The organism is Bacillus cereus group sp. BfR-BA-01453 (assembly GCF_022662915.1).
GTDB lineage: Bacteria > Bacillota > Bacilli > Bacillales > Bacillaceae_G > Bacillus_A > Bacillus_A paranthracis.
In genome coordinates, this window is record NZ_JAKUEN010000012.1 from 51,272 (window position 1) to 77,513 (window position 26,242).

Genomic DNA, 26,242 nt, shown 5'->3' on the forward strand with positions numbered 1-26,242 from the left:
ATCATTCAATTTCTAAGTCTACAATTAGATAAGCTAACACCACTACAAAGTAGATCCCAACTCCTGGTGCTGTTAAAATATGTCCTGCAATATAAGCAATACCTAATGCTAACAATAAGCTTGCTGCAATCATTCCATATTTTATATTAAATATCTCTTTAAACCTTGTAATAAATACTAGTAGGATTCTTAAGCCGTAATAAATAAATGGAATCATTAGTAATGCAAAACCAATAATCCCAAAGTCATAAAACCAATCATGGAAGTCCATTTCAATTAGCTTTGGATCTGGCTGCTTTTGTTCATTATATTTAAAATTACCTGCATAACCCATTCCTAATAACTTTTGTGACGTTGGCGCTTCTTTAAAGAACTGCTTATGTCTTTCTTCATATACTTGACGTCCGCTGAAAATAAGATTTTCTTGATTTTCTTTCTTTTGCTCTTTCTCAAGCTCTTTCTTAACTTCCTCTTCTATCTTTGCCTTTTCTTCTGGCTTTTCAACTTTATGATGTTTTTCTTCTTTTGCTTTAAGTTCTTGCTCTTTTTTCAGCTTCTCTTTAATTTCTTTTTCTTTTTGACCTTGCTGTGCCACATTTTGCTCTGATAAATAGTTATTGTGAATGCCCATATTTTGTGCTAATGGCGTTTGTTTAAACGTTCCAACTACACCAGCTAATAGGACAATAGCAATTACTGCATTAAGCGCAAGGGATTTTTTGTTCGGATTTTTTCTATCAAATAATAATTGTAGTACAATGATCCCGATTGCTGCCGCTAACGTAGCACCAATTGAGCCCATTCCTACTTTCGTACCGACCTGAATTAATGAGTAAATCATTAAAAGCGATGGAATCCAATATAAAACGTGTTTCCAGCTCTTTGTTTTTTGAATAGAATATAGTACCACAATAGGGAAAATAATAGCTAAGATTGAACCTAGTTCATTCCCTGCATAGAACCAACCTCGAGAACCTACCTTCATCCATTCATAACTACCAAAGTCAGTAGATGTTGAAATAGAAATAACCATAATTGCGTTAATGATTAATGTAGAATATACAATACTATTTCGAACCTTATCACTAATATTAACTTTCTTTTTCAATGATTTTAAAGCTAAAATGTATGACCCCAGCATGATATATATATATAATGCTTTCGCAACGAATTTAACTTCTTCACCAAGTACAATAGGATTCTTAACTAGTTTGTTATTAATAAATCCTACCCCTAAAACTCCGGCTAATAATATAAGATAAATTAAAAACTTTCTATTTTCCTTCTCTTTTGCCTGAATTAAAATATAAATACCACCAACAGCCATAATAAGGAATCTTACTAAAATTCCAACGGTAGCACTTGACTTTAATAAAGTGATGCTAAGAGACGTTAATAAATCTAAAACAGGCTGTAAAATAATAAAAAAGAGCAAAAACCGCTCAAATCTAACCCTAGCTTGATTTGCTAACATTCCAAGACCTCCATACAAAATCTTAACATTATCTTTTAATCATAATTTTTTATCATTCAAACATACCTAGCAATTATAACATAACTCATATTCAAATCGAGAACTATTTTTCCAGCTAAAACTAGCCAGGACAAGTATTAATCAGTAATAGAAATTACTGTCCTTTCGCTATACTCCCTATTTTTACAAAAACTATCTAACAACCATCCCCTTATTTTTGTCAGTATATACATATTTTTTTATCATTTTATACAGATGTAAACAACATACCTAACATTGTAACATTTTACCAACTAGGTAACACCAAAAAAATGTAAAATTAATCTTTTCATATCTTTTTCAAATTACTTTATAGCTATTTTCCAAACATTTTCAAACGCTTTCTTTATGAATTTTATCCGTTTTTCTACATGTAGCGAAAAGTAATTGTTATTTCCAATACTTTAGTGTATATTTTTTCTCTGGAACATCTTTAAGAGGAAGGGATTAAGGCCATGTTATTAATCGATATATTTACGTTTCTTGGCATTATCGCCGCTGCCATTTCTGGTACATTAGTTGGTTTAAAAAAAGATTTAGATTTATTCGGTGTCCTTTGTTTAGCTGTAGCTACTGCGCTCGGCGGCGGTATTATTCGTGATATTATGATCGGTAACCTGCCTCCCGTCGCATTTGTTAAACCCATTTACTTTTTCGTAAGCGTATTATCAGCATTATTTACTTGTATGTTTTTTGAGCGTATCAATAAACTTCAAGTTGTTATTATGCTTTCTGACGCTGTTGGCTTAGGCGTTTTTACAGCTATTGGTGCAAATGCGGCAATGTCACATCATGTTGACGCCTCATTTTTAGTTGTTTCAATGGGAGTCATTACAGGTATTGGAGGCGGTATTTTGCGTGACATTTGCGCTCAAGATATCCCCTACGTCTTCCGAAAAGAAATTTACGCCATCGCTTCTATTTTAGGGGCAATTAGTTTCCTAATCACATATGCAATGGGGGCACACGTATTGGCTTTCTATGTTTGTTTATTAGTAACATTCATTATTCGTGTTGTCACTGTCATATATAATGTACATTTCCCAGTTTTCTTTAAAACACATGCTAAAATTAATAAAGGTCATTAAGAGAATTCTATATGGAATTCTCTTAATTTATATACTATTCTACACACTAGCATAGAGTAATTGCATATAAAAATATATAATTATATTAGAACCAAAAAATGAAAACGCTTTACAAACAGGGGGAAGAACGATGCTTGGGGTTTTTAAAAAACATAACAATAAAACAAACGTAAGTATACTTGAATTAAGTAAGAATCAACAAATCACTTTTAACGTTCCTACTAATTCTGAACTGAAAATTCAAATGGATATGCTACATATTTCAAAAGAAGATTTACAAATCGTAAAGGTACTACAGCCTTTTATTTATGAAGAAATTGATTGGATTACTGAAAAATTCTATTCCAATATTACAAAACAGCCTAATTTAATTACGATTATCGAACGTTATAGCTCTATTCCAAAACTAAAGCAAACTTTAAAAACACATATAAAAGAATTATTTAGTGGAGATATGCATGAAGACTTTATTGAACAACGTGTTAGAATTGCAAAAAGACATGTACAAATTGGGTTACATAGAAAATGGTATACTGCCGCTTATCAAGAATTATTCCGCTCTATCATGAAGATTTTAAAAACGAAAATTACAACAATTGACGATTTTTCTTATTCTATAAACGTAATAAACAAATTACTTACTCTTGAACAAGAACTCGTTATTGCGTCTTATGAATCTGAATATGAAAGAATGCAAAAAGAACTTGAAAAAGAAAAAGAAATAACAGCTATGACCATTACACACATTGCAACAGAACTAGCATCTGTATCTGAAAAAACAAGCGCTTCTATTCAGCAGTTAACCGCTAAATCTGAAACGATTGTAGAAATTGCTAAAACAGGTACGTCATTAGCTACAACATCAGAAGAAAAAGCAAATAAAGGTAAAGAACAATTAAATGAGCAAAATAAACGAATGGAATACATTCAAACGAACATGGAAACGATTATTACAGATACACATGAACTTCTAGATATTTCCAACAAAATTAACGAAATTATAGATATTGTAAAATCAATTGCCGAGCAAACAAATTTACTTGCACTAAACGCTGCAATTGAATCTGCGCGTGCTGGGGAATTTGGCAAAGGCTTTTCTGTTGTAGCTGGAGAAATTAGAAAGTTATCAGAGCAAACGAAAGAATCTATATTTAACGTTACAAAGCTCGTTGAAAAAACAAATGAACAGATTGTTCGTGTCTCTTCTTCCGTGAAACAAATTAGCTCTCTCGTATCTGAAGGAACTGATAGTATGTCTGCAACGGATCAATACTTCCAAGAAATCGTAAAAGACATGTCTAACTCAAAAGAACAGAATAAAAAAATTGAAAATGAGTTAGAAACCATTTCACAAGTAATGAAAGGAATTCAAGATGATTCCTCAAAAATGGCTCTAACAGCTGATAGTTTACAACTAGAACTGAACCGATAGAGCGATTATGTCAGTAGAGATTCTTTATCTCTACTAGCTCTTAGTATTCATCTTCCATCAAAAAAAGAATCCAAATTGGATTCTTTTTATTTTCTAAAGAATATTTTTTGACAATACACATAACTCATATAAACACCAAAGCTTTGCAAAATAAACAATGCTGGCACAATAAGATTGTAATAGGTCATATCTACTTGGAAAAGTCTTAACAATACGTATCCGCTAATTAACAATAAGAACAACATATATCCCTCATTTTGTTGTTTCTTAATAAGAAAGTGTAATAGAGCTATAGTCATAAACAATGTTACCGCTATATATATCAGTTTTTCACATTTGAAAAGAGTAGAATTTATCCCCTCATCTGAAAACTGATTTATCACCGGTTCTAAAAGTTTAAATCTTTCTCCCTCAATCTCTTTTAACTTCTGATCAATATGCTCTGTTACACTTTGATTTTTCGATACTTTTTCCTCACGTTGCGCTTTTCCAATTAAGACAGATTGAACATACGTCTCATTCGAAATCGTATATTGGGACAGTCCCATTGTCTGAATTCCATAATTCACACTAAAATGAGCACTATAAAATAGAATAAGTATCCCTATCATCTTTAGTAACACTTTTTGTTTCGTTGCTGATTGAAACACTTCAATTAATAATACATATATCGTGATAAAAATAGGAAGAAATAGTCCCATTGGGAAAATCATATTACTACATGCAAATAAAACCGCTGAAAACACCCACATATAAGGATGATCTAATCCTTTATATAAAAGTATGTAGCAAGCAAAATAAAATAAAAATATTGCAAGTGACTCAGGAGTTAATACGGAACTCATGAATATATTTGGAATATACAGAGCATAAAATGTGGAAGCAATACGACCGCATTCTTCTCCAAAAACCATTGCCGCAATACGATAAATAAAAAATGCAGTTCCTGCGCAAAATAACACATTAAATAGTTGTAAAGCGAATAATGAATCACCAAATATACGAATAATTACCGACTCATATATAAGAAAAGGCAAATGAGTTACAGTCCCTATATTATTACCAATTGCAATCTGCTTTGCAGACTCATACATCACTTTCATATCACCAATTATTGGAGCATCTACAAATAACAGCATACTAAGTCTCACAACTATAGATATACTTATAAGAAAAATAAGAAATTGTTTGTCTGTAAAACGATATTGTAGAATTGATGCCACTAACAAAATGAGTATGACGAAAATTGCCAATATGATTGTTACACTTGTTGTACTTCCTCCAAAAAATTGCTTACTTGTCTCAAATGCTGTCCAACAACTATAAACAAAAAATGCAAGCATCGCACCAATCGTAATTTTATTGAAGAAAGATGAAAAATTTGTTTGTATATGATTCATATGTCCATTGCACCTCTATTTCCATTCATAACAAAACGATTCTATCATGAATGGGTACACGGCTGATAGGGAATTTCTATGACAAATACATAGTCATTACTTTTTGCTTGCAATGTAAGCGAATCCTCTTTTACACTACATTTTAGATAAAATAAATTTTCTTTCAGTTACATGAATACAAATACAAAAGTTTAAATAATCCTCTTTTGGAATACGCTTTACTTTATTAAATATCTAATATGAGTAATCCACTTACACATATTATTCTGATTGAAAACAGACTATAGGGGCTGAATATATGGAAAAGAAATTCATGCGAGAATCAAAAGCAATTAAAACAACACGTGTTTTTCCTAACGATTTAAATAATCACCAAACACTTTTTGGAGGGAAATTATTAGCAGAAATTGATAGTATTGCTTCAATTGCGGCTGCAAGACATAGTCGTAAACATTGCGTAACAGCATCTATTGATTCAGTTGATTTTTTAACTCCAATTCACCAAGCTGATTCTGTTTGTTATGAAGCATTTGTATGTTATACAGGGAAATCTTCAATGGAAGTTTTCGTAAAAGTAATCGCAGAAAATTTATTAGCAGGCGAGCGTAGAATTGCCGCCACTTGCTTCATTACATTTGTGGCAATAAAAGATGGAAAACCTTCGTCCGTACCACAAGTACTTCCTGAAACTGAAGAAGAACATTGGTTACACACAACCGGTTCAGAACGCGCGGAAAATAGAAAAAAAGGACGTTTAAAAAGTAAAGAAATGGCTGAGGTTTTAACTTTAAATAAACCTTGGAATATTTAATACGATACTCTTCCATATACATGCATAGGTTCTTTCTTCCTTGCATGTATTTTTTATGCAAAATATTCCCTCTTATCCTTTTATTCTCAATCTGTCCTCTTAAATCATGCACCAGCTTTTCCTTTATTTTGTTATACTGTTAATGGTATATTAAAGAAAGTTCGTTTAAAAATAACCATAATATGATTAAGTATATAAGGGATGGTGCGGTAATGACTATTGAAGTACCAATTTCAATACCAAAAACGTTAATTATTATTCCAGCGTATAACGAGGAAGAGGCAATTGCAGATACATTAACAAGATTATTAAAACTAAAACAGCATTTTACTGGATTAAGCATTTGCGTTATTAATGATGGATCACACGATAAAACAGCTCAAATCGTAAAAGAATTTCCTGTTCACCTTGTGAATTTACCGTATAATCTAGGTATTGGCTCAGCTGTACAAACTGGGTATAAATACGCATATGAGAATGGATATGATATTGCGATTCAGTTCGATGCTGATGGACAACATAACCCAGATGATTTATATAAAATTATAAAGCCTATCGCTGAAGATGAATGCGATATGGTACTAGGATCACGTTTTACAGAAAAAACAGCATATAAAGGTAGTATTTCCAGAAGAATCGGTATTTTTTATTTTACTGCCCTATTGAAAGTACTAACAAAACAAACATTTATGGATCCAACTTCTGGATATCGTGCTATCAATCGAGAAGTAATTAAAATTTTTGCACACAATTATCCAAAAGATTATCCAGAACCAGAAGTTCTTATTCATTTAAAAAAGAAAAAACTTCGCATTAATGAAATATCTGTAAATATGCAAGAGCGACAAGGTGGACAATCTTCTATCACACCTTTTAAATCTGCATATTACATGATTAAGGTAAGTCTTGCTATATTGATGCAAAAAATCGTGAAAGGTTGATAATAAATGCCTATAATTACCTTTTCATTCATCTTTATTTTATTATTATTATTATTAATTATTAATTCTATTCGTCGCGGAACTTTAGAAACGAAATATGCTGTTTTGTGGATTTTTGTTTGTATTGCAATGGCTATTTTAAGTTCTACCGATAAAATTATAAACTGGATTGGAAAACTATTAAAAGTAGAATATCCCCCTTCCATTTTATTTTTATTTGGATTATTATTCTGTTTCATCTTAATTTTTGATCTAACAAGAAAAATTTCTAAACAACATCATCAACTTGTAACATTAACGCAAGATTATGCGTTACTAAAGCAAAAATTACATGCAACTGAGCCAGACAAAGATTAACCTAATAGTTCAAAACCAATATAAAAAACCTCTTAATTTATTTCAAAAATTAAGAGGTTTTTTATTCTCAATAATAATTTATTCCCCTTCACAATCGTTACGATAAATATATCCTACTTACTAACTAAGTAAAAATAGTATAAATAAGAATTTATATGCAATAAACATATTAAAGCCGTTTGAAATACGAGAATTAACCATAAGCCACCACCTTTTTAATAGAAAGTTGATTTACAAAGTTTATATGCGTTAAAATTATACAGATGTTCTTGTAATCTTCTTCCTTTCAAAAGGCTTGTATATATGGTGCAAGACATAAAAAACTTGAGGAGATAAAAATTCTATGATGGAACAAAAACAACTTGTTTCTGTTGTCATACCTCTGTATAACACGGAAAAATATATTGAAGAAACGATGCAGTCAATATTAGATCAAACATATAAAAATATCGAAATTGTAATTGTAGATGATGGGAGTAAAGATCAGTCACCTTCTATCGTAAAAAATCTTGCTGAAAAATACCCAGGGCAAGTAAAATACGTTCATCAAAAAAACCAAGGCGTTTCAGTAGCCCGTAATACAGGTATGGAAAATGCTAGCGGAGAATATGTCGCTTTCCTTGATAGCGATGACTTATGGCATCCAACTAAAATTGAGAAGCAAGTCGAAAGTATGCATAAAAACGAAATGGACGCGTGCTATTGTGGTTATATGAATTTCTACGAAGAAACAGGCGAGAAGGTTGAACATACAACAAACTTTATTAAAGGTGATATGACAAAAGCATTCCTAACACATCAAGTTGTTGCTCAAACAAGTACTTGGATTTTCAAAAAATCTATCGTAATAGATCATAACATTCGTTTTACACCAGGATGTAGTTGGGGCGAAGACTTGGAGTTTTTATTTAAACTTATGAGTGTGACAAATGTATGTTATGTCGATGAATACTTAACATATTACAGAATCTTATCAGAAGGAAATCTTTCTTCTAAATATAAAGATTATGAATTAAAAACGGCAAAAGAGCTGGAAGTATTCAATCGTATGAAAGACTGGATACATAATAAATCTCAAGATTTCATTACAAAAGATCCTCAGTCACTTATTGAGATTCTTGAGACTTATTTATTTCCTTATACAGTCATCAATAACTCTTGTATATATATTAAAGAAAACTCTAAATTAGATAAATCACAAGTTCAATTAATCAAAAAAGATATAAAGAAATATTGCCGTAAAATCTATTCAAAGAATGGAAAGCGTAGTAAAAAACTATATGCAATGCTTTGGTTTGTACGAATTAAATTTCTGTTTTCTTAAACTGAAAATATAACGATACTCTCTTTCTGTGAACAAATCAAAATTACAAATAGGACAAGCTAACCGGGTCCTAAAGAATAGAAAGGTCTTTTCTCATGAAAACAAATAAAATTCTAAAAAATGCATCCTACCTCTTTGTAGGAAACATTACTGTTCGTTTTGTACTGGCTATTGCAACAATTCTCTTTGCAAGATATGTTTCACCAGATGAGTACGGGATGTTTACAGTTGCATTAGCAGTTTCCGCTGTCATTTGCTATTTTACGGATGCAGGTTTGACACATACGTTTATGCGTGAAGGAACAAGAAGCAACGCTAACATTAGCGTATTAATAAGCAGTTATTTACGAATTCGTTTAGTATTAGCTATCGTAATTTCTGTGCTCTTCGCCATTTTCGCTCAGTTCTTCTACACTGATGCTTACTTACGTGCCATGGTATATTGGGTCGTACTACCAACTATGTTTGGAGCTACTTTACAAGGGGTCGGGATGGCCTATTTCCAAGTAACAGAGCGTATGCAATTCACGGCGATTATTTCTGTACTACAAGGTGTGACGGCCGCAGCCGCTCTTCTGCTAGGGATGTCATTTAAATGGTCACTTATGATGGTTGCTGCTATGTATGGAATATCTAGCCTTGTAACAGGAGTCATTGCCTTTATAATGACAATCCGCTATACAACAATTCATAAGGGTTGGAATAAAGGCATTTTAGATCAATTACTTATTTTCACAGTCAATGGCGTTATCATTATGCTTTTACCGCAGTTAGGTCCTATTATCTTAGAAAAAGTTTCAACGAAAGCACAAGTTGGATTCTTTGGGGCCGCCTATAAAATACCTGCTGTACTTTACCAAATACCTGGTGTAATTGCAGCAGCCTTTTATCCAAAATTGTTTGCTTTTGGAAACGAAAATAATATTGATGAACATAGAAAGCTATCTCAATTCGAATTAAAGCTTATGTCTTTCTTAGGGATGGGAATTTCTATCCCGTTTATTGCCGATCCAAGTTTTTGGATTGTAACTCTATTAGGTGAAAAATATGCACCAGCTGGTGATGCCCTTGCAATTTTAGCCTTTATGGTCATTTTACAATCTATCAACTATCCGCTTGCTGATAATTTAACAACAGCTGGTCAACAATGGAAACGTGCAACAACTATGGCAATTGGATTGGCTGTCGCTATCATAAGTTACATCATATTAGGTAGCCAATTTGGAATGATGGGAGCTGCTGTAGCTGCTATCCTTACTGAGATTACATTATTAATCGGATTTTCATTATTCGTTCGTAAAGGATTTTCATTGCTATTCAAAGGAATAATATTCAATACACTAGCATTTATAATTAGTTATGCAATATACCGCACAGTATTAATTAGCTTACCACCACTAGTAGCTTTAGTACTTACTGGTATATTGTATGGCATTATTGGCCTTGCAATTGATCCACAAATACGCGGATTAATTTTAGGATTTGTAAATAAAAAGCTAGGTAGATAAACAATAACAAGGCAAGCTTCTAGATTGTAAATAGAAGCTTGTTTTTTTACTTATATACAATTCCCCTTCATAATAAAAGGTTCTAGGTGCAACCCCAATATATTTCTCGTACTTCTCTCCACTTAATACAACTGGCTTTTCCGTCAAATATAGTATTTCCACAAATTTTTTCATCTACTTATCAAACAGACCAATGAACTGGATCATTCTTTTTTTACAGTTATTATTCGTTTGGTATATCCCGTTAATTCTCGTATGTGTTAAATCAATTCCTCACCTGTAATGGCACCATAACCTGATATGTTCCAATTTTGTCCATAGGCCTCGTCATGTGAAGCTAATTCAACTATTGCTTTTGCACCATCTGGTGTAAAAATATATTCACGGGCGATCTTTTTATCTCCAATAAAGCTAGACATTTTATTTGCAAGTATTCCTTTTAATGTATGATGGACAAGTGTGTTTTCTGCATTTGGACCATAAAAGTTTGGGAAATGAGCAATAAACATTCGTACATTAGCTTATTTTGAAAATATATACATTTTGAAATGATGGCATTATATGAAAGAATTTAGTATCATGATTCAAGGTACTATTTCAAGTTGGACGGAGGATACTATGAGCTTATTAACAGTTGAAAAATTAGGACATACATTTGGCGATCGTACATTATTTAAAGATGTATCTATGCGATTACTAGCAGGTGAACACGTTGGATTAGTTGGTGCAAACGGTGTTGGTAAATCAACATTTATGAATATCATTACTGGTCAACTTATTCATGACCAAGGTCGTGTAGAATGGACACCGGGCACACATTACGGCTACTTAGATCAGCATACTGTTTTAACGCCTGGACGTACAATTCGTGACGTACTAGCGGATGCATTTTTACCGTTATTCGAAAAGGAAAAAGCTTTAAATGAAGTTACAGAAAAAATGGGAACTGCTACACCAGAAGAGCTAGAAGAACTTCTTGAGCAAATGGCAGAAATACAAGATGCACTTGAAGCAGGTGGTTTCTATTTACTAGATATGAAAATTGAAGAGGCTGCACGTGGTCTTGGAATTGATGCAATTGGTTTAGATCGTGATGTTTCAGCACTAAGCGGTGGACAACGTACAAAAGTATTGCTTGCAAAGCTATTACTTGAACAACCAGAAGTGTTATTACTTGATGAGCCTACTAACTATTTAGACGTTGAACATATTCATTGGTTAACAAATTATTTAAAAGAATACCCACATGCATTCTTATTAATTTCTCATGATACGGAATTTATGAACAAATGTGTTGATGTTATTTTCCATCTGGAATTCACAAAAATGACACGCTATACAGCAACATATGAAAAATTCCTAGAACTAGCAGAAATCAATAAAAATCAACATATAAACGCTTATGAAAAGCAGCGCGAGTTTATCAAAAAGCAAGAAGATTTCATTGCAAAGAACAAAGCCCGTTATTCAACAACAGGTCGTGCAAAGAGTCGTCAAAAACAACTTGATCGCATGGAACTTATTGATCGCCCGGAAACAGCAATTAAACCTGAATTCTCATTTAAAGAAAGTCGTGCAAGTAGTCGCTTCGTCTTTGAAGGTGAAAATGTAGAAATTGGATATACACATCCGCTACTACCAAAGCTATCAATGACAATTGAACGCGGTGAAAAAATTGCTATCGTTGGATGTAATGGTGTTGGTAAATCAACGTTACTAAAAACAATTTTAGGTAAAATTAAACCTTTAAGTGGTAAAACAAGTCTTGGTGACTTCTTAGAGCCAGCATACTTTGAGCAAGAAGTTAAAGCTGATAATATAACACCAATTGATGATGTATGGAATACATTCCCTGGCCTAGACCAGCATCAAATTCGTGCGATGTTAGCAAAATGCGGATTAAAAAATGAACATATTTCTCGCCCATTAAGTCAATTAAGTGGTGGAGAACAAGCAAAGGTTCGTTTATGTAAGCTAATGGGTGAAGAAAGTAACTGGCTACTATTTGATGAGCCGACAAACCATCTTGATGTTACAGCAAAAGCGGAACTTAAGAAGGCTATGAAAGCATACAAAGGAACAATTCTTCTTGTATGTCACGAACCGGACTTTTATGAAGATTGGATTACAAAGGTTTGGAACATAGAAGAATGGGCACAACAAAACTCTTAATTATCTAACCTGCCCTTTATACTGTAACTTAACGTACAAAGGGCAGTTAAGTTGAATCAGTAATATATTTTGATAAGGAGTTTTCAAATATAATGGAAAGTACATTCTCTCTCAAACTTAATACGTTTTTTGTGAAAATTTTATTAGTACTATGTCTAATCATTTCTGGTGCTATCACATGGCATTCGGTAGCAGTGATTAAAGAACATGATGAGACTAGCCTCTTAGTTTTAATACCAGTCCTTATTCTAATAGGTCTTGTATTTTTACTTTTTGGCTACATTTCTAATAAATATATGTCAAAATTGACATTTTCTATCTCACTAATCATTTTGGCTTTTTCTATTCGATTAATTTGGATGCTCAATATTCAAACTCCTGTAGAAACAGACTTTTCAATGATGTACCATAGCGCTATACAAGCTGCTAAAGGAGACTTTAGTTTCGCACAAAATACTTATTATACTTCATGGGTTTACCAACTTGGCTTTACAATGTACCAAGCCTTTATTATTAAGTTATTTGGTGAAGGGACGTTTCTCTTAAAATTTTTAAATATAATCTATTGTACAGGAACAACATTACTAATTTATAAAATAACTTCTTATATATTTAATGAATGGTCTGGACGAATAGCTGGATTACTATATGCATTTTATATCCCAAGTATTGTATTGAGTTCTGTACTAACAAATCAACACCTTGCTGTATTTTTATTTTATCTAGGCTTCTATTTATTAATTACAAAAGGCCTAAGCAATAAATATACGTGGATTTTTATAGGGGCTATCCTAGCTTTAGGAGACATCATGCGTCCACTTGGTGCTATAATCTTAATTGCAATAACTATATACGTCTTTTTGCAAGGTATATTAGGAAAATCAAGAAAAGAGATTTTTACTTCTGTAAAAAAACTTAGTGGCATTTTGATTGTATTTTTCCTTTTACATCAAATTGTAAGTTACTCATTTATATATTCCGGAATTACACAATACCCTCTCTCTAATCGTGATCCACTTTGGAAATTCACGTTAGGATTTAATCATGAAACAAAAGGTAGCTATTCTGGTGCAGATGCGGAATATATTATGTCCCTTAAACTTGGCGAAGAACGAACTGCGGCCCAAAAAAAGCTAATTCAAGAGCGACTATCTGATCCACAGAAAGTTTTATCTTTATTTGGGGATAAATTTGTACTCATGTGGGCTGATTATGACTCCGCACCATTATGGAGCCTAGTAACATTGGAAAAGACAGATAAGGATATGGTGTCATTAAAAGAGGATCTTACAAAATATGAAAAGTATATATATACTGCGGCTATGCTATTTGGCACATTATCACTCCTTTATCTCATCCTAACTAAACAAAATAAAACACATTACACTCTATTTTTATTACTAATAATTGGTTACGTAGCTATCCATTTCTTAATCGAATACCAAACAAGGTACCGATACTTCATTATCCCTAGCTTTACAATAATTCAAGGCTACGGAATATATATTTTTTATAGTCTAATATCGAAAAAGAAATTGTCATAAAAAGAAAATAAGAAACTACCTTTCAAAATATTTATAATTGCCCTCAATTTTACTTATAATTTACATTTTGAGGGCAATTTTTTATGATTAATTTCATTTGAGACTTGAAAATATGGTATAATTTTTATTTGTTGTATATGAATAACACTTCTATATTTTTTGTTTTACTTATATATTATTATAAACATGAGGATATTATTATGGAAAAACTCTTAAAGTTTGGCTTAGTAGGGATCTTTAATACACTCATTACAATTATTAGCTTTTGGATATTATTAAAATTCGGTATGAACTACCTTATTGCGAATACCATTGCCTATTCAATTGGTGTTGCCAATAGCTACTATTGGAATAAAAATTGGGTATTTAAACCTAATAATAAAGGCTCGTCAATGTTCTTTAAATTTCTAACTGTAAATTTAATTGTATATGCTTTTAATACATTATGTTTATTTATATTAGTAAATAAACTTACCTTTAATGCATTAATTGCACAGATCTTCGCAATTGGTTTCGGAATGGTTATAAATTTTGTCCTTAATAAAATTTGGACATTCAACCAAACTAAAAAGGTGACTAATTAAATTTGAACAACTTATTAAAAATACGGAGGATGCAACATGCAAAAATTAATTTCGGTTGTAGTTCCTATGTACTTCGAGGAAGAAGTAGCACAAGAATGTTATAACCGTTTAAAGTCCGTTATGCTTCAAAATAACATTAATTACGAGTTTGTCTTTGTAAACGACGGTAGTACAGATCGCACAATGGAAATCTTATCTGAAATTGCAGCAAATGATTACCGTACAAAAATTGTTAATTTCGCACGTAACTTTGGTCACCAAGTAGCTGTTACAGCTGGTATTGCTGCCGCAAAAGGTGACGCTATTGTAATTATAGATGCAGACTTACAAGATCCACCTGAAGTTATTCCTGAACTTATTGCAAAATGGGAAGAAGGATATGAAGTTGTTTATGCAAAACGTAAGCAACGTAAAGGTGAAACTTGGTTCAAACTTTTAACAGCTAAGTATTTCTATAAATTCTTAAACTATATGTCTGATATCGATATCCCAAAAGATACTGGTGATTTCCGAATCATCGACCGTAAAATAGCTGATGTTTTCAATCAAATGACTGAGCGAAATCGCTTCATCCGCGGTATGATGTCTTGGGTTGGCTTCCGCCAAACGTATGTTGAATATGAACGTGATGAGCGCTTTGCTGGCGAAACAAAATATCCATTAAAGAAAATGATTAAATTTGCATCTGACGGCATTATTGCATTTTCAACAAAGCCATTACGCATCGTTATGTCTTTAGGTTTATTATCAGTTCTTATTTCTATAATTGTCTTACTATATACAATTACTGTGAAAGTCTTTGGACATGGCACGCAAACAGGTTGGGCGTCCATTATGGTTGCTATTACATTCTTTAGTGGTATTCAATTACTTGGTCTTGGAATCGTTGGCCAGTATATTGCTCGTATTTATGACGAAAGTAAAAACCGTCCGATTTATATCGTAAAAGAAACAATTAACATTGATGAAGAAGAGACAGCACTGCAAAAAGAAAAAGTGAATGCATAATAAAAAGGTAACAATGAAAACTATCATTGTTACCTTTTTATATTGTAATAGCCCATAAGCCTCAAACGAAATTCTTTTAAAGTTGGATATGCCTCTAAATTAAACAACATCCCTTGGATAACCGGAATTCTTGGATTTTGCATCCTCATTTCTGCCTCCAAAACATCTAATGTAACAAGCAATTCCTCATCTTCTAATTGATCCGCTAAAGTACGTTTAAACACAATAATTTCTTTTAAAAAATGTTCCTTAACCTGCTCCTTAATAAGCTCTGATTTACAAAGAAATTCTCCAAGCTTTTCTTCATGTAATACAGGTTCTTCTGAAGATTCTACCAATCCATCTACTAAATGATCCACTCTTTTCAAAATAAAAGCAGAGACGTAAGATAAGTCTATTTCTGGCGCTTGTAAAATAATTAGTTCTAAATATCCACGGCATATGCCTTCTACCATAATGACTAAATCTAATAAATATGGCATAACCTTATCACCATAAATAGACAGTAAACTATTCCGATAAAATGCGTGAGACTCTAACTTCATCCGCATCATAAATTCTTCTACTTCTTTATTAAAAGGAATCGCATTTTCCCTTGCATGCATAATAATAAATTCTTTATGCTTTTGTATATCATTAAACTGGCAATGCAATTGTTTTGCAAATTTTTCACGTGGCAATAACGATTCTTTTTCAATATCCATCATTTTGTTTTGAATCTTGTCATAGTAATATCGAAGTGTCGCTAATAAAAGTTCCTCTTTTGATTTAAAGTATAAATAAAAGGCTCCCTTAGATATGCCACAAGCTGTCACAATTTCCTGCACCGATGTCGCATTTACACCCTTAGTCGCAAATAACTTCATAGCCATCTCTATAATTAAGCGCTCTTTTTCTTTCATATCATGTCTCTCCTAAATTTAATCTCGCATCTTATTATGAATGTATTATACCATCCCTTTTCATTGACGGCTGACCAATCAGTCAGTTATATTATGTATTAGACTGACCAGTTGGTCAATATAATACAAAGGGAGCGCAAACATGAACAAAATTATTAATTTTTCGTTAAAAAATAAGTTCGCAGTTTGGCTACTAACCATTATCGTTACCATTGCAGGTATTTATTCTGGGCTGAATATGAAGCTGGAAACAATTCCTGATATTACAACACCTGTTGTAACAGTAACCACGGTTTATCCTGGTGCTACACCAGAAGAAGTAGCTGATAAAGTTTCAAAACCGATGGAAGAGCAACTGCAAAATTTAAGTGGTGTAAACGTTGTTAGTTCATCATCTTTTCAAAATGCATCTTCTATTCAGGTAGAATATGATTTTGATAAAAATATGGAAAAGGCTGAAACAGAAATAAAAGAAGCTCTCGCAAATGTGAAACTGCCAGAAGGCGTAAAGGACCCGAAAGTTTCACGTGTAAACTTCAATGCCTTTCCTGTTATTTCATTAAGCGTAGCAAGTAAAAATGAATCTTTAGCTACCTTAACTGAAAAAGTAGAAAAAAATGTTGTGCCAGGATTAAAAGGACTTGATGGAGTCGCATCTGTTCAAATTTCAGGTCAACAAGTAGATGAAGTACAACTTGTCTTTAAAAAAGATAAGATGAAAGAATTAGGTTTAAGTGAAGATACTGTAAAAAATGTAATTAAAGGATCGGACGTATCTTTACCACTTGGCCTATATACATTTAAAGACACAGAAAAATCAGTTGTTGTAGATGGAAATATTACAACAATGAAAGCATTAAAAGAATTAAAAATCCCTGCTGTTCCTTCATCAGCAAGCGGTCAAGGTAGTCAAACTGCTGGAACTGGTGCACAAATGCCACAAATGAATCCAGCTGCTATGAACGGGATTCCGACAGTTACATTAGACGAAATTGCTGACATTAAGGAAGTCGGAAAAGCAGAATCTATTTCTCGAACAAATGGAAAAGAAGCAATTGGAATTCAAATTGTCAAAGCTGCTGACGCCAACACAGTTGATGTTGTAAATGCAGTGAAAGATAAAGTAAAAGAACTTGAGAAAAAATATAAAGACTTAGAGATTATTTCAACATTCGACCAAGGTGCACCTATTGAGAAATCAGTAGAAACAATGCTGAGCAAAGCCATTTTTGGTGCTATTTTTGCGATTGTTATTATTATGCTGTTCCTACGAAATATCCGAACAACATTAATCTCTGTCGTTTCCATACCACTTTCTTTATTAATTGCTGTATTAGTCATAAAGCAAATGGATATTACACTTAACATTATGACACTCGGAGCAATGACAGTCGCTATCGGGCGCGTTGTGGATGACTCCATTGTTGTTATTGAAAATATTTACCGACGTATGTCGTTATCAGGAGAGAAACTACGCGGGAAAGATTTAATTCGTGAAGCTACGAAAGAAATGTTTATTCCGATTATGTCTTCTACCATTGTAACAATTGCTGTATTTTTACCGCTTGGACTAGTAAAAGGTATGATTGGTGAAATGTTCTTACCATTCGCCTTAACTATCGTCTTCGCTTTATTAGCGTCGTTACTAGTAGCAGTTACAATCGTACCGATGCTAGCTCATTCTTTATTTAAAAAAGAGAGCATGAGAGAAAAAGAAGTACATCATGAAGAAAAACCAAGTAAATTAGCAAACGGTTATAAACGTATACTTGCATGGGCTTTAAATCATAAAATCATCACATCAAGTATTGCTGTCCTTCTATTAGTTGGTAGTCTTGCACTTGTTCCAATTATCGGTGTAAGTTTCTTACCATCTGAAGAAGAAAAAATGATTATTGCAACGTACAACCCTGAACCAGGTCAAACGTTAGAAGACGTTGAAAAAATTGCAACGAAAGCTGAGAAGCACTTCCAAGATAATAAAGACGTCAAAACAATTCAATTCTCATTAGGTGGCGAAAACCCAATGAGTCCTGGTCAATCAAATCAGGCAATGTTCTTCGTACAATATGATAACGACACGAAAAACTTCGAAAAAGAGAAAGAACAAGTCGTTAAAGATTTACAGAAAATGTCTGGAAAAGGCGAATGGAAAAACCAAGACTTCGGAGCAAGTAGCGGTAGTAACGAAATCAAGTTATACGTTTACGGAGATAGCTCAGAAGACATTAAGCCTGTCGTAAAAGATATTCAAAACATAATGAAGAAAAACAAAGACTTAAAAGATATAGACTCTAGTATTGCAAAAACATACGCAGAATACACTTTAGTCGCAGATCAGGAAAAGCTAAGTAAAATGGGTCTAACGGCTGCACAAATTGGAATGGGACTTTCTAATCAACATGATCGCCCTGTTCTGACAACAATTAAAAAAGACGGTAAAGATATCAATGTATATGTAGAAGCTGAAAAACAAAATTATGAAACAATCGATGACTTAACAAATCGTAAAATTACAACGCCGCTTGGTAATGAAGTGGCTGTAAAAGATGTGATGACTGTAAAAGAAGGAGAAACTTCGAATACAGTGAAACACCGCGATGGCCGTGTTTATGCGGAAGTAAGTGCAAAACTAACATCTGATGACGTTTCAAAAGCATCCGCCGCGGTTCAAAAAGAAGTAGATAAAATGGATCTTCCTTCTGGCGTAGATGTTTCTATGGGAGGCGTTACAAAAGATATTGAAGAATCATTCAAGCAACTTGGCTTAGCGATGTTAGCTGCGATTGCTATTGTATACTTCGTTCTTGTCGTTACATTTGGCGGTGCTCTTGCACCATTCGCAATTTTATTCTCGCTACCATTTACAATCACTGGAGCCCTTGTTGCCTTATTAATCTCTGGTGAAACGTTAAGTGTCTCTGCAATGATCGGTGCCCTTATGTTAATCGGTATCGTTGTAACAAACGCAATCGTGCTTATCGACCGCGTTATTCATAAAGAAAATGAAGGTCTATCAACACGTGAAGCTTTATTAGAAGCTGGTGCAACACGCCTTCGTCCGATTTTAATGACTGCAATTGCAACAATCGGTGCTCTTATCCCGCTCGCATTAGGATTTGAAGGTAGCGGCTTAATTTCTAAAGGACTTGGTGTAACAGTAATTGGTGGATTAACAAGTTCAACATTATTAACACTTCTTATTGTTCCAATCGTTTATGAAGTATTAAGCAAGTTTAAAAAGAAAAAAGTAAAGTAACAAAAAAATAACCTCGCTAACTGCGAGGTTATTTTTTATTTCCAAACAAGATTAGGAAATCACCATAGCCTTCTTTTTCTAATTCCTCTGTTGGAATAAATCGAAGAGCTGCTGAATTTATACAATAGCGAAGTCCATTTGGTCCTGGACCATCTGGAAATACGTGGCCGAGATGTGAATCTCCTTCCTTACTTCTCACTTCTGTACGCGTCATATTATGACTCACATCCATTTTTTCCTTCACACTAGCTGACATAACTGGCTTCGTAAAACTAGGCCATCCACATCCACTATCAAATTTATCTAGAGAAGTAAACAAAGGTTCACCTGAAACGATATCTACATAAAGACCTTCTTCTTTATGATTCCAATACTCATTTCGAAATGGTGGTTCTGTACCATTTTCCTGTGTTACATAAAATTGCATCTCATTCAGTTTTTCCTTTAAATGAGCATTATCCTTTGGCCAATGTTGCTTAATAAACGCATCTCGCCCTGAGCCCTTACGGTATAACTCGTAGCGGAATTCATTTTTCTTATGATATCCTTGGTGATATTCCTCTGCGGGATAAAACGTAGCAGCTGGCAATATTTTTGTCGCAATCGGCTTTGAAAAGCGCCCACTCCTTGCAAGCTCTGCTTTTGAAGCTACTGCTTTTTTATGTTGTTCTTCATTATGATAAAAAATCACTGTTTCGTAAGACTGTCCCCGGTCGTGGAATTGCCCACCTACATCAGTCGGATCAATTTGTCTCCAATATATATTTAATAACTCCTCATACGGCATTTTATTTGCATCAAATGTAATTTGTACTGCCTCATAATGTCCCGTCGTTTCTGAACATACTTCTTTATATGTTGGATTCTCTTTATGACCACCTGTATAGCCAGAAACAACCTTTATAATTCCTTCCATCTCTTCAAATGGCGAAACCATACACCAGAAGCACCCTCCAGCAAATGTAGCTAATTCTACCTTTTCATTTACAGCCATTCTTTCACCCCTATTCTATCTTCTCCTTACAGTATGGCATAAGAAACATCATGTTATAAAAGAAAAAGCATCGAACATCGATGCTTTTTTCTCTTCACTTTATTTTTTTCCAGCGTCCTTCTCCATTTCATCACTTGTCACATCTAAGACATCTAATAAGAAAATGAAGATTGGAATACCGATAATTAATCCCCATACACCTAAGAAGTGTTCCGAGAAGATTAATACCATAAACGTATAGAAAATTGGTAAGTTTGTTTTTTGCGACATAAACTTCGGATTTAACACGTAACTTTCAAGCGCATGAATGACTGTTACGATAACTAAAATATAAACAACGTACATAATACCGCCGATATTGTAAGCAATCATACAAAGCGGGAATAACGAAATGATAACCCCAGCTACTGGAATTAAACCAAGTAAGAAGATCATTAACGCTAAACCTAATAATTGTGGGAATCCTAATATCCATAATGCAATAACGGATAAAACGCAGTTAACAACTGCAATTAAAAATTGTGCCTCAATTACTTTTCCGAATGAACGTGCAAATTTCTTACCGAAGTACTCAATTTCAGTATAGAAAATTGCCAGTCTGCTCTCTTTAAATTTTGCAGTAAAAGCAACGATACGAGCTTTCTCCAATAAGAAAAATAAACTTAAAATTAAAGAAAGTAACACTTGAAGGCCAAATTTCCCAACATTCGTAATCGATTTATACAAAATGTCAACGCCTTGTCCTACATACTTCGAAAGTTCCATATGATTAACAGCATTAACTGCATACTTAATTAATTCACTGTCCGGTGGGTTTCTTAAAAATACGTTAAATTGATAAATCAATTGTGAAATTTGTATCGTTAATACTGGTAAATATTTAAATAGCGTAATAGCAATTCCACCAATTAACATGACATATAGAAATGCTATAATGAGTTTTCGATTAATGGGCATGAAATGATCTAATTTGCGGGAAATAAACTTTTGGAATCGATCCATTAAATACGTAAGAATAAACGTAATTAAAATTAAATTCAACATACTTTGCAGCCCGTATAACACGAGGGCAAGTATTACTAATACGAGTAACCTCTGAAATCCTTTGCTTTGAAACAGGTTTTTTATTTGCATAATCGACGAGTACTCTCTCCTGTCCTATAAAGTAAAACGTTAATAAGTAGATTTTTCTCTCTTTTCTACTTTTAATTATTCATTCATATTAAGATTTTTATAAGCTCATTATACGCCTGCCTTAGCAGATCTATAGTAGCTTACTTCTTATTTTACAATACAATGACCTAATTCAAAACGTATTCTACACAGTATTAATGAAGATTTAAGGAAACTTACATTTTGTCACAATAGGTCTTACCACTACTGTAACATAAAAAGCAAGCTATCAGTAGAAATCTGTCCTACAAATAGCTTGCTTTTCTCATTTTTTAAGTAAGTTTTACTATCCAATGAATGGCATGAACATTGGTATGACAACTACCGTTACAACTCCAACTACTGTTACAGCAATACTTGCCATAGCTGCCTCTACTTCACCCATTTCAATTCCTACTGCCACTCCTAATGCATGACCTGCTGTTCCAAGTGCTAAACCTTTTGCAATTGGATGTTTCACTCTAAATGTTTTTAAGAATAACGCTCCTAATGCGTATACGATAACTGCGTTAAAGATTACTGCAAACGATGTAATTGCTGGTATACCACCAATACTTTCAGAGATTGGTAACGCAATTGCTGTTGTTGCCGCTTGTGGTAACATTGAATTCATTACTGCTGTATCTAGGCCAATTGCTTTTGCAACAATGAACACGACAATTACTGAACAAATAGATCCAACCACGATAGCTGATAAAATTTGCCACCAATATTTTTTCAACTTATCCACTTGTTTATATAATGGAATTGCAAACGCGATTGTTGCTGGCTCTAAGAAAAAGCTAATCATTTTTCCACCAGTATTATATTCTTCGAAAGTAAAGTTACCTACTTTTAAAAAGACAATCCCTAATACCATCGCTACGAATAATGGTGTGAATAAGAAGAACCCTTTTGAATGCTTGAATAATAATGTTCCGATTCCGTATGCGATTAATGAAACGACGATTCCGAAATATGGAGTCATTGTGCTTGCCATGTTCATTCCCTCCTAACAATATATACTAAAATGGTTACGCAACTTTTCCGTGCTTGCGTCCTTTATTTACTACTTTCAATTCTTTTATATCTTCTGTTTCTTTTTTATCTTTTCCTAAAATAAATTGTGCAAATAATCCTGTTACAGCGAGTAAAATAACTGTTGCGACAACAATTACAGTTAAAATTTGTACAAAATATTGTCCCATTACACCAAGAGAATTAATAACCGAAATACCTGATGGGACGAAAAGGAATCCGATAATACCTGTTAAAGCTGTTCCAAGTGATTCAACTTGTTCCAATTTAATAACCTTTAAACATAATAGACTAAATAAAATGACTAACCCGATTACCGATGAAGGCATCGGAATTGGTAAATGTGTTGCAATAATATTAGAAATTAACATAATAGCTGAGAATATGAATGCTTGTGATAAGAAACTATATACTTTTTTCGTACTCATTTTGGCCACCTCTTTCGATTTGGTACCTTTATTGTATAGGATATAATCGCCTTAGTAAGCGTTTACATAACAGAACGTCAAATATACAGAATCAGTTACAAATATAAAAGGATGAAATACAAAAGCTGCTTCTTAAATACGAAGCAGCTTCTTGAGTTCTTTTGCATATGTACGACTAACAGGTACTTTTGATCCTTCTTTCATAATTAAATTATAAGTAGAATTGAACCACGGCTGGATTTCTGTAATATGATTAATATTTGCAATGAAGCTACGATGTACACGCATAAAACTTGCTTGCGGCAACTTCTTTTCCAAAATCACAAGTGTATCGTGTGTTATATATGTGTCCCTCATTGTTTTTACTGTTACTTTTCCATCCACAAGTCCTACATATATAATATCTTCAATATTCACAAGTACGATTGATTCTTCAATTGGTAATGCTAATTTATGCATATCTGCCGTTACATCTGCCCCTTTTATTTCTTGCTTCGTTTCTATTTGCGACTGCTTTTGTTTTTTATACTTCTTTAATGTTTGTACAATACGTTCTTCATCAAATGGCTTTAAAATATAGTCTAACGCATCTACTTCAAATGCTTGCAACGCGTATTGATCATAGGCAGTCGCAAATACAATGGCAGGTGGATTTTTCATCTTCTTTAATATATTCGCAATTTCAAATCCGTTATCATCAGATAACTGAATATCTAGGAAAACAATATCTGGTTTGTTTTTCATTAGCTCTTCTAATGCGTCCTCTACACAATCAGCCTCACCAATTATCTCAACTTCCTTCGTTCTTTCTAATAAATACTTTAGTTCATCGCGTGCTAACATTTCATCATCAACTACTAGTACTTTTAACAATCTGCTCTTCCTCCCCTACTTTTTTTGGAATAACAAAAGTAATCTCTGTCCCCTCGTTTAATTTACTTTCGATATGAAGCATCGTTTCTTTCCCAAATAGCCCAATAAGACGTTCATTAATATTATATAAAGCTGTTCCAGTCCCTTTCTTGGACGAAACTACCATCTTTCCTAATTGTTCTAAACGTTCTTCCTCAATTCCTTGCCCATTATCTTTTACTTCAAAATGAACCATACCCTCTTTTTCAAAAACATGCACTTCCACTTGGCACACTGGTTGCTTCTTCGGGAAAGCGTGTCGCAACGCATTTTCAACCAATAGTTGAAGAACAAATGGTGGTACTAAAGTTGTCTTTAGCTCATCCTCAATATACACCTTTACTTCATACTTATTTGGAAACCTTGCTTGTTCTAGCGATAAGTATGCCTGTACATGGTTTAATTCTTGTTCTAGTGGAATCAATAACTGACGTGCCCCTTGTAAATTACAACGGAAATACACACTAAGCTGTAATAATAACTTCCTTGCTTTTTCTACATCTGTTCGGCATAAAGCTGATACTGTATTAATCGCATTAAATAAAAAGTGTGGGTTAATTTGTGCTTGTAATGCCTTTATTTCCGCATCTTGCAATAATTTACTTTGCAACTCAGCTTCCCCTAATTCAAGTTGTGTAGAGAATATTTTTGCTAACCCTTCTGCTAATTCCTCTTCCACACGACTTAACTGGTTAGGATTTTTGAAATACAGTTTTAATGTTCCTATCGTATTTCCATGTGAAGTTAGTGGAATAACAATCGCCGCTTGCAAAGGGCATCCTTCATGTTGACAATTAATGACCTCACGTGATTTTGCTTTCATTATTTTTCCTGTGTGTAACACTTCTTTCGACAAACCAGTTATTAAACTATGTGAAGGAATATGGTGATCTGATGCTAATCCAACATGAGCTAATATTTTCTCTGTATCTGTTAAGGATACCGCATCAGTTCCTGTAAAGCGGTGAATAATTTGTGCCACATGCTTACACGATTCTTCTGTTAAGCCTTGGCGAAAATACGGTAACGTTTTATCTGCAATACGTAATACCTTATGAGTCTGAAGTGCCTTTGCATTCTCTTCCTGGCGCAAAATAGCTTGTATCATAGAAAGTAAAATAAAACTTCCAAAGCTATTTACAAGGATCATTGGTATCGCAATTGTTTTCACAATACTCATTCCATCCTCTACAATTAATAAGATCATAATCATTTCTAAAGAAACGATAAACACACTTAAAACCGCTGAAAATTTAGGTGTAATTGTACGATTATACTTTTTGAAAATGTATCCAATATAACCTGTTATAACTCCCGCTAAAATTGAAGAGATTGCACAACTTAGTGCAGTCGTCCCGCCAAGCATATAACGGTGAATACCAGCAATCGATCCTACACCAATTCCAACGATAGGTCCGCCAAGCAATCCACTAATTCCAACACCCATAATACGTGTATTCGCGATTGTGCTCGATGAAGAAACACCCTGTAGCCAATTTTCATTCATAATCGTATTACCCGCTATTTCAATCCCAGTGTAATTGCTTACAATTGTAAACACCGAAAAAATACAAATAAGCTTAAGCTTATCTACATAACCATCTTGCTTATGAAGAAGGCGCCTGAATGTTTTAATATGCGAAAGTAAAAATCCTAAAATAACAATAAGTCCGACGCGTTCAATCATCATAAGTACTAAATTTAGCATCTGTGATTCATTCCCTTTTATAGTAGTTAGTTTTATTATCGGAAAATAGTGAAGTGGGCGTCAAGAAGAATGAAATATCTTTTGAAATATTTTACACATAACAATTCCCTCATTATTTGACAATGTAATAGAAGAGTGCTAAAAATAAAGTAATATAATACAGTCCT

Annotated in this window: 21 protein-coding genes and 2 pseudogenes; 13 read left to right on the plus strand and 10 right to left on the minus strand. The window is 33.4% G+C overall.

Annotated features, from left to right (window positions below; all coding sequences use genetic code 11):
* Nucleotide 1: 1 nt before the first annotated feature.
* Entirely contained in the window at nt 2–1,474 is a 1,473-nt protein-coding gene (locus tag MR070_RS20480; protein WP_000880770.1) for an O-antigen ligase family protein, read from the minus strand.
* 494 nt (nt 1,475–1,968) lie between these two features.
* Here MR070_RS20480 and MR070_RS20485 point away from each other — a divergent pair, with 494 nt between their 5' ends.
* The 3 genes and pseudogenes from MR070_RS20485 to MR070_RS27255 all read left to right on the plus strand — a co-directional run bounded on the left by MR070_RS20485 (nt 1,969) and on the right by MR070_RS27255 (nt 4,033).
* Nucleotides 1,969–2,601 (plus strand): trimeric intracellular cation channel family protein, encoded by a 633-nt coding sequence (locus tag MR070_RS20485; RefSeq protein ID WP_000924376.1) that lies wholly within the window; start codon nt 1,969–1,971, stop codon nt 2,599–2,601.
* Between the two features lie 250 nt (nt 2,602–2,851).
* A pseudogene (locus MR070_RS27250) lies at nt 2,852–3,229 on the plus strand (protoglobin family protein); the annotation flags it as partial.
* Entirely contained in the window at nt 3,227–4,033 is an 807-nt protein-coding gene (locus MR070_RS27255) for a methyl-accepting chemotaxis protein (protein WP_369805093.1), read from the plus strand. The pseudogene MR070_RS27250 and the gene MR070_RS27255, both read left to right, overlap by 3 nt.
* 86 nt (nt 4,034–4,119) lie before the next feature.
* Here MR070_RS27255 and MR070_RS20495 read toward each other — a convergent pair whose 3' ends face one another.
* On the minus strand, nt 4,120–5,433 hold the full coding sequence (locus MR070_RS20495) for an ArnT family glycosyltransferase (RefSeq protein ID WP_242261928.1): 1,314 nt from the start codon (nt 5,431–5,433) through the stop codon (nt 4,120–4,122).
* 298 nt (nt 5,434–5,731) lie between these two features.
* Between MR070_RS20495 and MR070_RS20500 the strand changes: the two genes are divergently transcribed.
* The 5 genes from MR070_RS20500 (at nt 5,732) to MR070_RS20520 (ending at nt 10,374) form a co-directional block, all read left to right on the plus strand.
* Nucleotides 5,732–6,244 (plus strand): acyl-CoA thioesterase, encoded by a 513-nt coding sequence (locus MR070_RS20500; RefSeq protein ID WP_000412121.1) that lies wholly within the window; start codon nt 5,732–5,734, stop codon nt 6,242–6,244.
* Between the two features lie 212 nt (nt 6,245–6,456).
* Complete coding sequence (locus MR070_RS20505) at nt 6,457–7,185, plus strand: glycosyltransferase family 2 protein (protein ID WP_000151537.1); 729 nt, start codon at nt 6,457–6,459, stop codon at nt 7,183–7,185.
* 6 nt (nt 7,186–7,191) lie between these two features.
* The gene (locus tag MR070_RS20510; protein ID WP_001121772.1) at nt 7,192–7,542 is read left to right on the plus strand and encodes a DUF2304 domain-containing protein; all 351 of its coding nucleotides are present in this window, start codon (nt 7,192–7,194) and stop codon (nt 7,540–7,542) included.
* Between the two features lie 343 nt (nt 7,543–7,885).
* Nucleotides 7,886–8,866: a glycosyltransferase family 2 protein gene (locus tag MR070_RS20515; RefSeq protein ID WP_242261929.1), complete on the plus strand. Its 981-nt coding sequence runs from the start codon at nt 7,886–7,888 to the stop codon at nt 8,864–8,866.
* 95 nt (nt 8,867–8,961) lie between these two features.
* Nucleotides 8,962–10,374 (plus strand): oligosaccharide flippase family protein, encoded by a 1,413-nt coding sequence (locus MR070_RS20520; protein ID WP_016719048.1) that lies wholly within the window; start codon nt 8,962–8,964, stop codon nt 10,372–10,374.
* Here MR070_RS20520 and MR070_RS20525 read toward each other — a convergent pair.
* Nucleotides 10,363–10,895: pseudogene (locus MR070_RS20525) on the minus strand (Rossmann-fold NAD(P)-binding domain-containing protein); the annotation flags it as partial. The gene MR070_RS20520 and the pseudogene MR070_RS20525 overlap by 12 nt on opposite strands.
* Before the next feature lie 97 nt (nt 10,896–10,992).
* Here MR070_RS20525 and MR070_RS20530 point away from each other — a divergent pair.
* From MR070_RS20530 to MR070_RS20545, 4 genes are all read left to right on the plus strand, one after another.
* Nucleotides 10,993–12,546, plus strand: a complete 1,554-nt coding sequence (locus tag MR070_RS20530; protein ID WP_014481802.1) for an ABC-F family ATP-binding cassette domain-containing protein — start codon at nt 10,993–10,995, stop codon at nt 12,544–12,546.
* A 92-nt stretch (nt 12,547–12,638) separates the two neighbouring features.
* Nucleotides 12,639–14,090, plus strand: a complete 1,452-nt coding sequence (locus MR070_RS20535) for an ArnT family glycosyltransferase (protein ID WP_242261930.1) — start codon at nt 12,639–12,641, stop codon at nt 14,088–14,090.
* Nucleotides 14,091–14,290: 200 nt separating this feature from the next.
* A complete protein-coding gene (locus tag MR070_RS20540; RefSeq protein WP_000413286.1) occupies nt 14,291–14,674 on the plus strand; it encodes a GtrA family protein in 384 nt (127 codons plus the stop codon).
* A 36-nt stretch (nt 14,675–14,710) separates the two neighbouring features.
* Nucleotides 14,711–15,682 carry a glycosyltransferase family 2 protein gene (locus tag MR070_RS20545; RefSeq protein WP_001170717.1) on the plus strand — a complete coding sequence of 324 codons (972 nt, stop codon included), beginning with the start codon at nt 14,711–14,713 and terminating at the stop codon, nt 15,680–15,682.
* Nucleotides 15,683–15,711: 29 nt separating this feature from the next.
* Here the strand turns inward: MR070_RS20545 and MR070_RS20550 are convergent, their stop codons facing one another.
* The gene (locus MR070_RS20550; RefSeq protein ID WP_044791879.1) at nt 15,712–16,584 is read right to left on the minus strand and encodes a TetR/AcrR family transcriptional regulator; all 873 of its coding nucleotides are present in this window, start codon (nt 16,582–16,584) and stop codon (nt 15,712–15,714) included.
* A gap of 142 nt (nt 16,585–16,726) precedes the next feature.
* Between MR070_RS20550 and MR070_RS20555 the strand changes: the two genes are divergently transcribed.
* Nucleotides 16,727–19,843: an efflux RND transporter permease subunit gene (locus MR070_RS20555; protein WP_242261931.1), complete on the plus strand. Its 3,117-nt coding sequence runs from the start codon at nt 16,727–16,729 to the stop codon at nt 19,841–19,843.
* 28 nt (nt 19,844–19,871) lie between these two features.
* On the opposite strand, the gene msrB is transcribed toward MR070_RS20555, so the two are convergent.
* From msrB to lytS, 6 genes are all read right to left on the minus strand, one after another.
* Nucleotides 19,872–20,837, minus strand: a complete 966-nt coding sequence (gene msrB, locus MR070_RS20560) for a peptide-methionine (R)-S-oxide reductase MsrB (protein WP_242261932.1) — start codon at nt 20,835–20,837, stop codon at nt 19,872–19,874.
* Nucleotides 20,838–20,936: 99 nt separating this feature from the next.
* Complete coding sequence (locus MR070_RS20565; RefSeq protein ID WP_001166015.1) at nt 20,937–21,971, minus strand: AI-2E family transporter; 1,035 nt, start codon at nt 21,969–21,971, stop codon at nt 20,937–20,939.
* A gap of 325 nt (nt 21,972–22,296) precedes the next feature.
* The gene (lrgB, locus tag MR070_RS20570) at nt 22,297–22,989 is read right to left on the minus strand and encodes an antiholin-like protein LrgB (protein ID WP_000168869.1); all 693 of its coding nucleotides are present in this window, start codon (nt 22,987–22,989) and stop codon (nt 22,297–22,299) included.
* Between the two features lie 34 nt (nt 22,990–23,023).
* On the minus strand, nt 23,024–23,455 hold the full coding sequence (gene lrgA / locus MR070_RS20575; RefSeq protein ID WP_242261933.1) for an antiholin-like murein hydrolase modulator LrgA: 432 nt from the start codon (nt 23,453–23,455) through the stop codon (nt 23,024–23,026).
* A 132-nt stretch (nt 23,456–23,587) separates the two neighbouring features.
* Nucleotides 23,588–24,328 (minus strand): LytR/AlgR family response regulator transcription factor, encoded by a 741-nt coding sequence (locus MR070_RS20580; RefSeq protein ID WP_000921833.1) that lies wholly within the window; start codon nt 24,326–24,328, stop codon nt 23,588–23,590.
* Nucleotides 24,306–26,075, minus strand: coding sequence for a two-component system sensor histidine kinase LytS (lytS, locus tag MR070_RS20585; protein WP_000933578.1), 1,770 nt, complete (start codon nt 26,073–26,075; stop codon nt 24,306–24,308). The genes MR070_RS20580 and lytS overlap by 23 nt, the downstream gene beginning before the upstream one ends.
* Nucleotides 26,076–26,242: the final 167 nt, after the last annotated feature.

Bases quoted from the DNA above. Each gene is read 5' to 3' on its own strand.
- MR070_RS20480 (WP_000880770.1), bottom strand. From the start codon at position 1,474: ATGTTAGCAAATCAAGCTAGGGTTAGATTTGAGCGGTTTTTGCTCTTT.
- MR070_RS20485 (WP_000924376.1), top strand. From the start codon at position 1,969: ATGTTATTAATCGATATATTTACGTTTCTTGGCATTATCGCCGCTGCC.
- MR070_RS20495 (WP_242261928.1), bottom strand. From the start codon at position 5,433: ATGAATCATATACAAACAAATTTTTCATCTTTCTTCAATAAAATTACG.
- MR070_RS20500 (WP_000412121.1), top strand. From the start codon at position 5,732: ATGGAAAAGAAATTCATGCGAGAATCAAAAGCAATTAAAACAACACGT.
- MR070_RS20505 (WP_000151537.1), top strand. From the start codon at position 6,457: ATGACTATTGAAGTACCAATTTCAATACCAAAAACGTTAATTATTATT.
- MR070_RS20510 (WP_001121772.1), top strand. From the start codon at position 7,192: ATGCCTATAATTACCTTTTCATTCATCTTTATTTTATTATTATTATTA.
- MR070_RS20515 (WP_242261929.1), top strand. From the start codon at position 7,886: ATGATGGAACAAAAACAACTTGTTTCTGTTGTCATACCTCTGTATAAC.
- MR070_RS20520 (WP_016719048.1), top strand. From the start codon at position 8,962: ATGAAAACAAATAAAATTCTAAAAAATGCATCCTACCTCTTTGTAGGA.
- MR070_RS20530 (WP_014481802.1), top strand. From the start codon at position 10,993: ATGAGCTTATTAACAGTTGAAAAATTAGGACATACATTTGGCGATCGT.
- MR070_RS20535 (WP_242261930.1), top strand. From the start codon at position 12,639: ATGGAAAGTACATTCTCTCTCAAACTTAATACGTTTTTTGTGAAAATT.
- MR070_RS20540 (WP_000413286.1), top strand. From the start codon at position 14,291: ATGGAAAAACTCTTAAAGTTTGGCTTAGTAGGGATCTTTAATACACTC.
- MR070_RS20545 (WP_001170717.1), top strand. From the start codon at position 14,711: ATGCAAAAATTAATTTCGGTTGTAGTTCCTATGTACTTCGAGGAAGAA.
- MR070_RS20550 (WP_044791879.1), bottom strand. From the start codon at position 16,584: ATGAAAGAAAAAGAGCGCTTAATTATAGAGATGGCTATGAAGTTATTT.
- MR070_RS20555 (WP_242261931.1), top strand. From the start codon at position 16,727: ATGAACAAAATTATTAATTTTTCGTTAAAAAATAAGTTCGCAGTTTGG.
- msrB (WP_242261932.1), bottom strand. From the start codon at position 20,837: ATGGCTGTAAATGAAAAGGTAGAATTAGCTACATTTGCTGGAGGGTGC.
- MR070_RS20565 (WP_001166015.1), bottom strand. From the start codon at position 21,971: ATGCAAATAAAAAACCTGTTTCAAAGCAAAGGATTTCAGAGGTTACTC.
- lrgB (WP_000168869.1), bottom strand. From the start codon at position 22,989: ATGGCAAGCACAATGACTCCATATTTCGGAATCGTCGTTTCATTAATC.
- lrgA (WP_242261933.1), bottom strand. From the start codon at position 23,455: ATGAGTACGAAAAAAGTATATAGTTTCTTATCACAAGCATTCATATTC.
- lytS (WP_000933578.1), bottom strand. From the start codon at position 26,075: ATGCTAAATTTAGTACTTATGATGATTGAACGCGTCGGACTTATTGTT.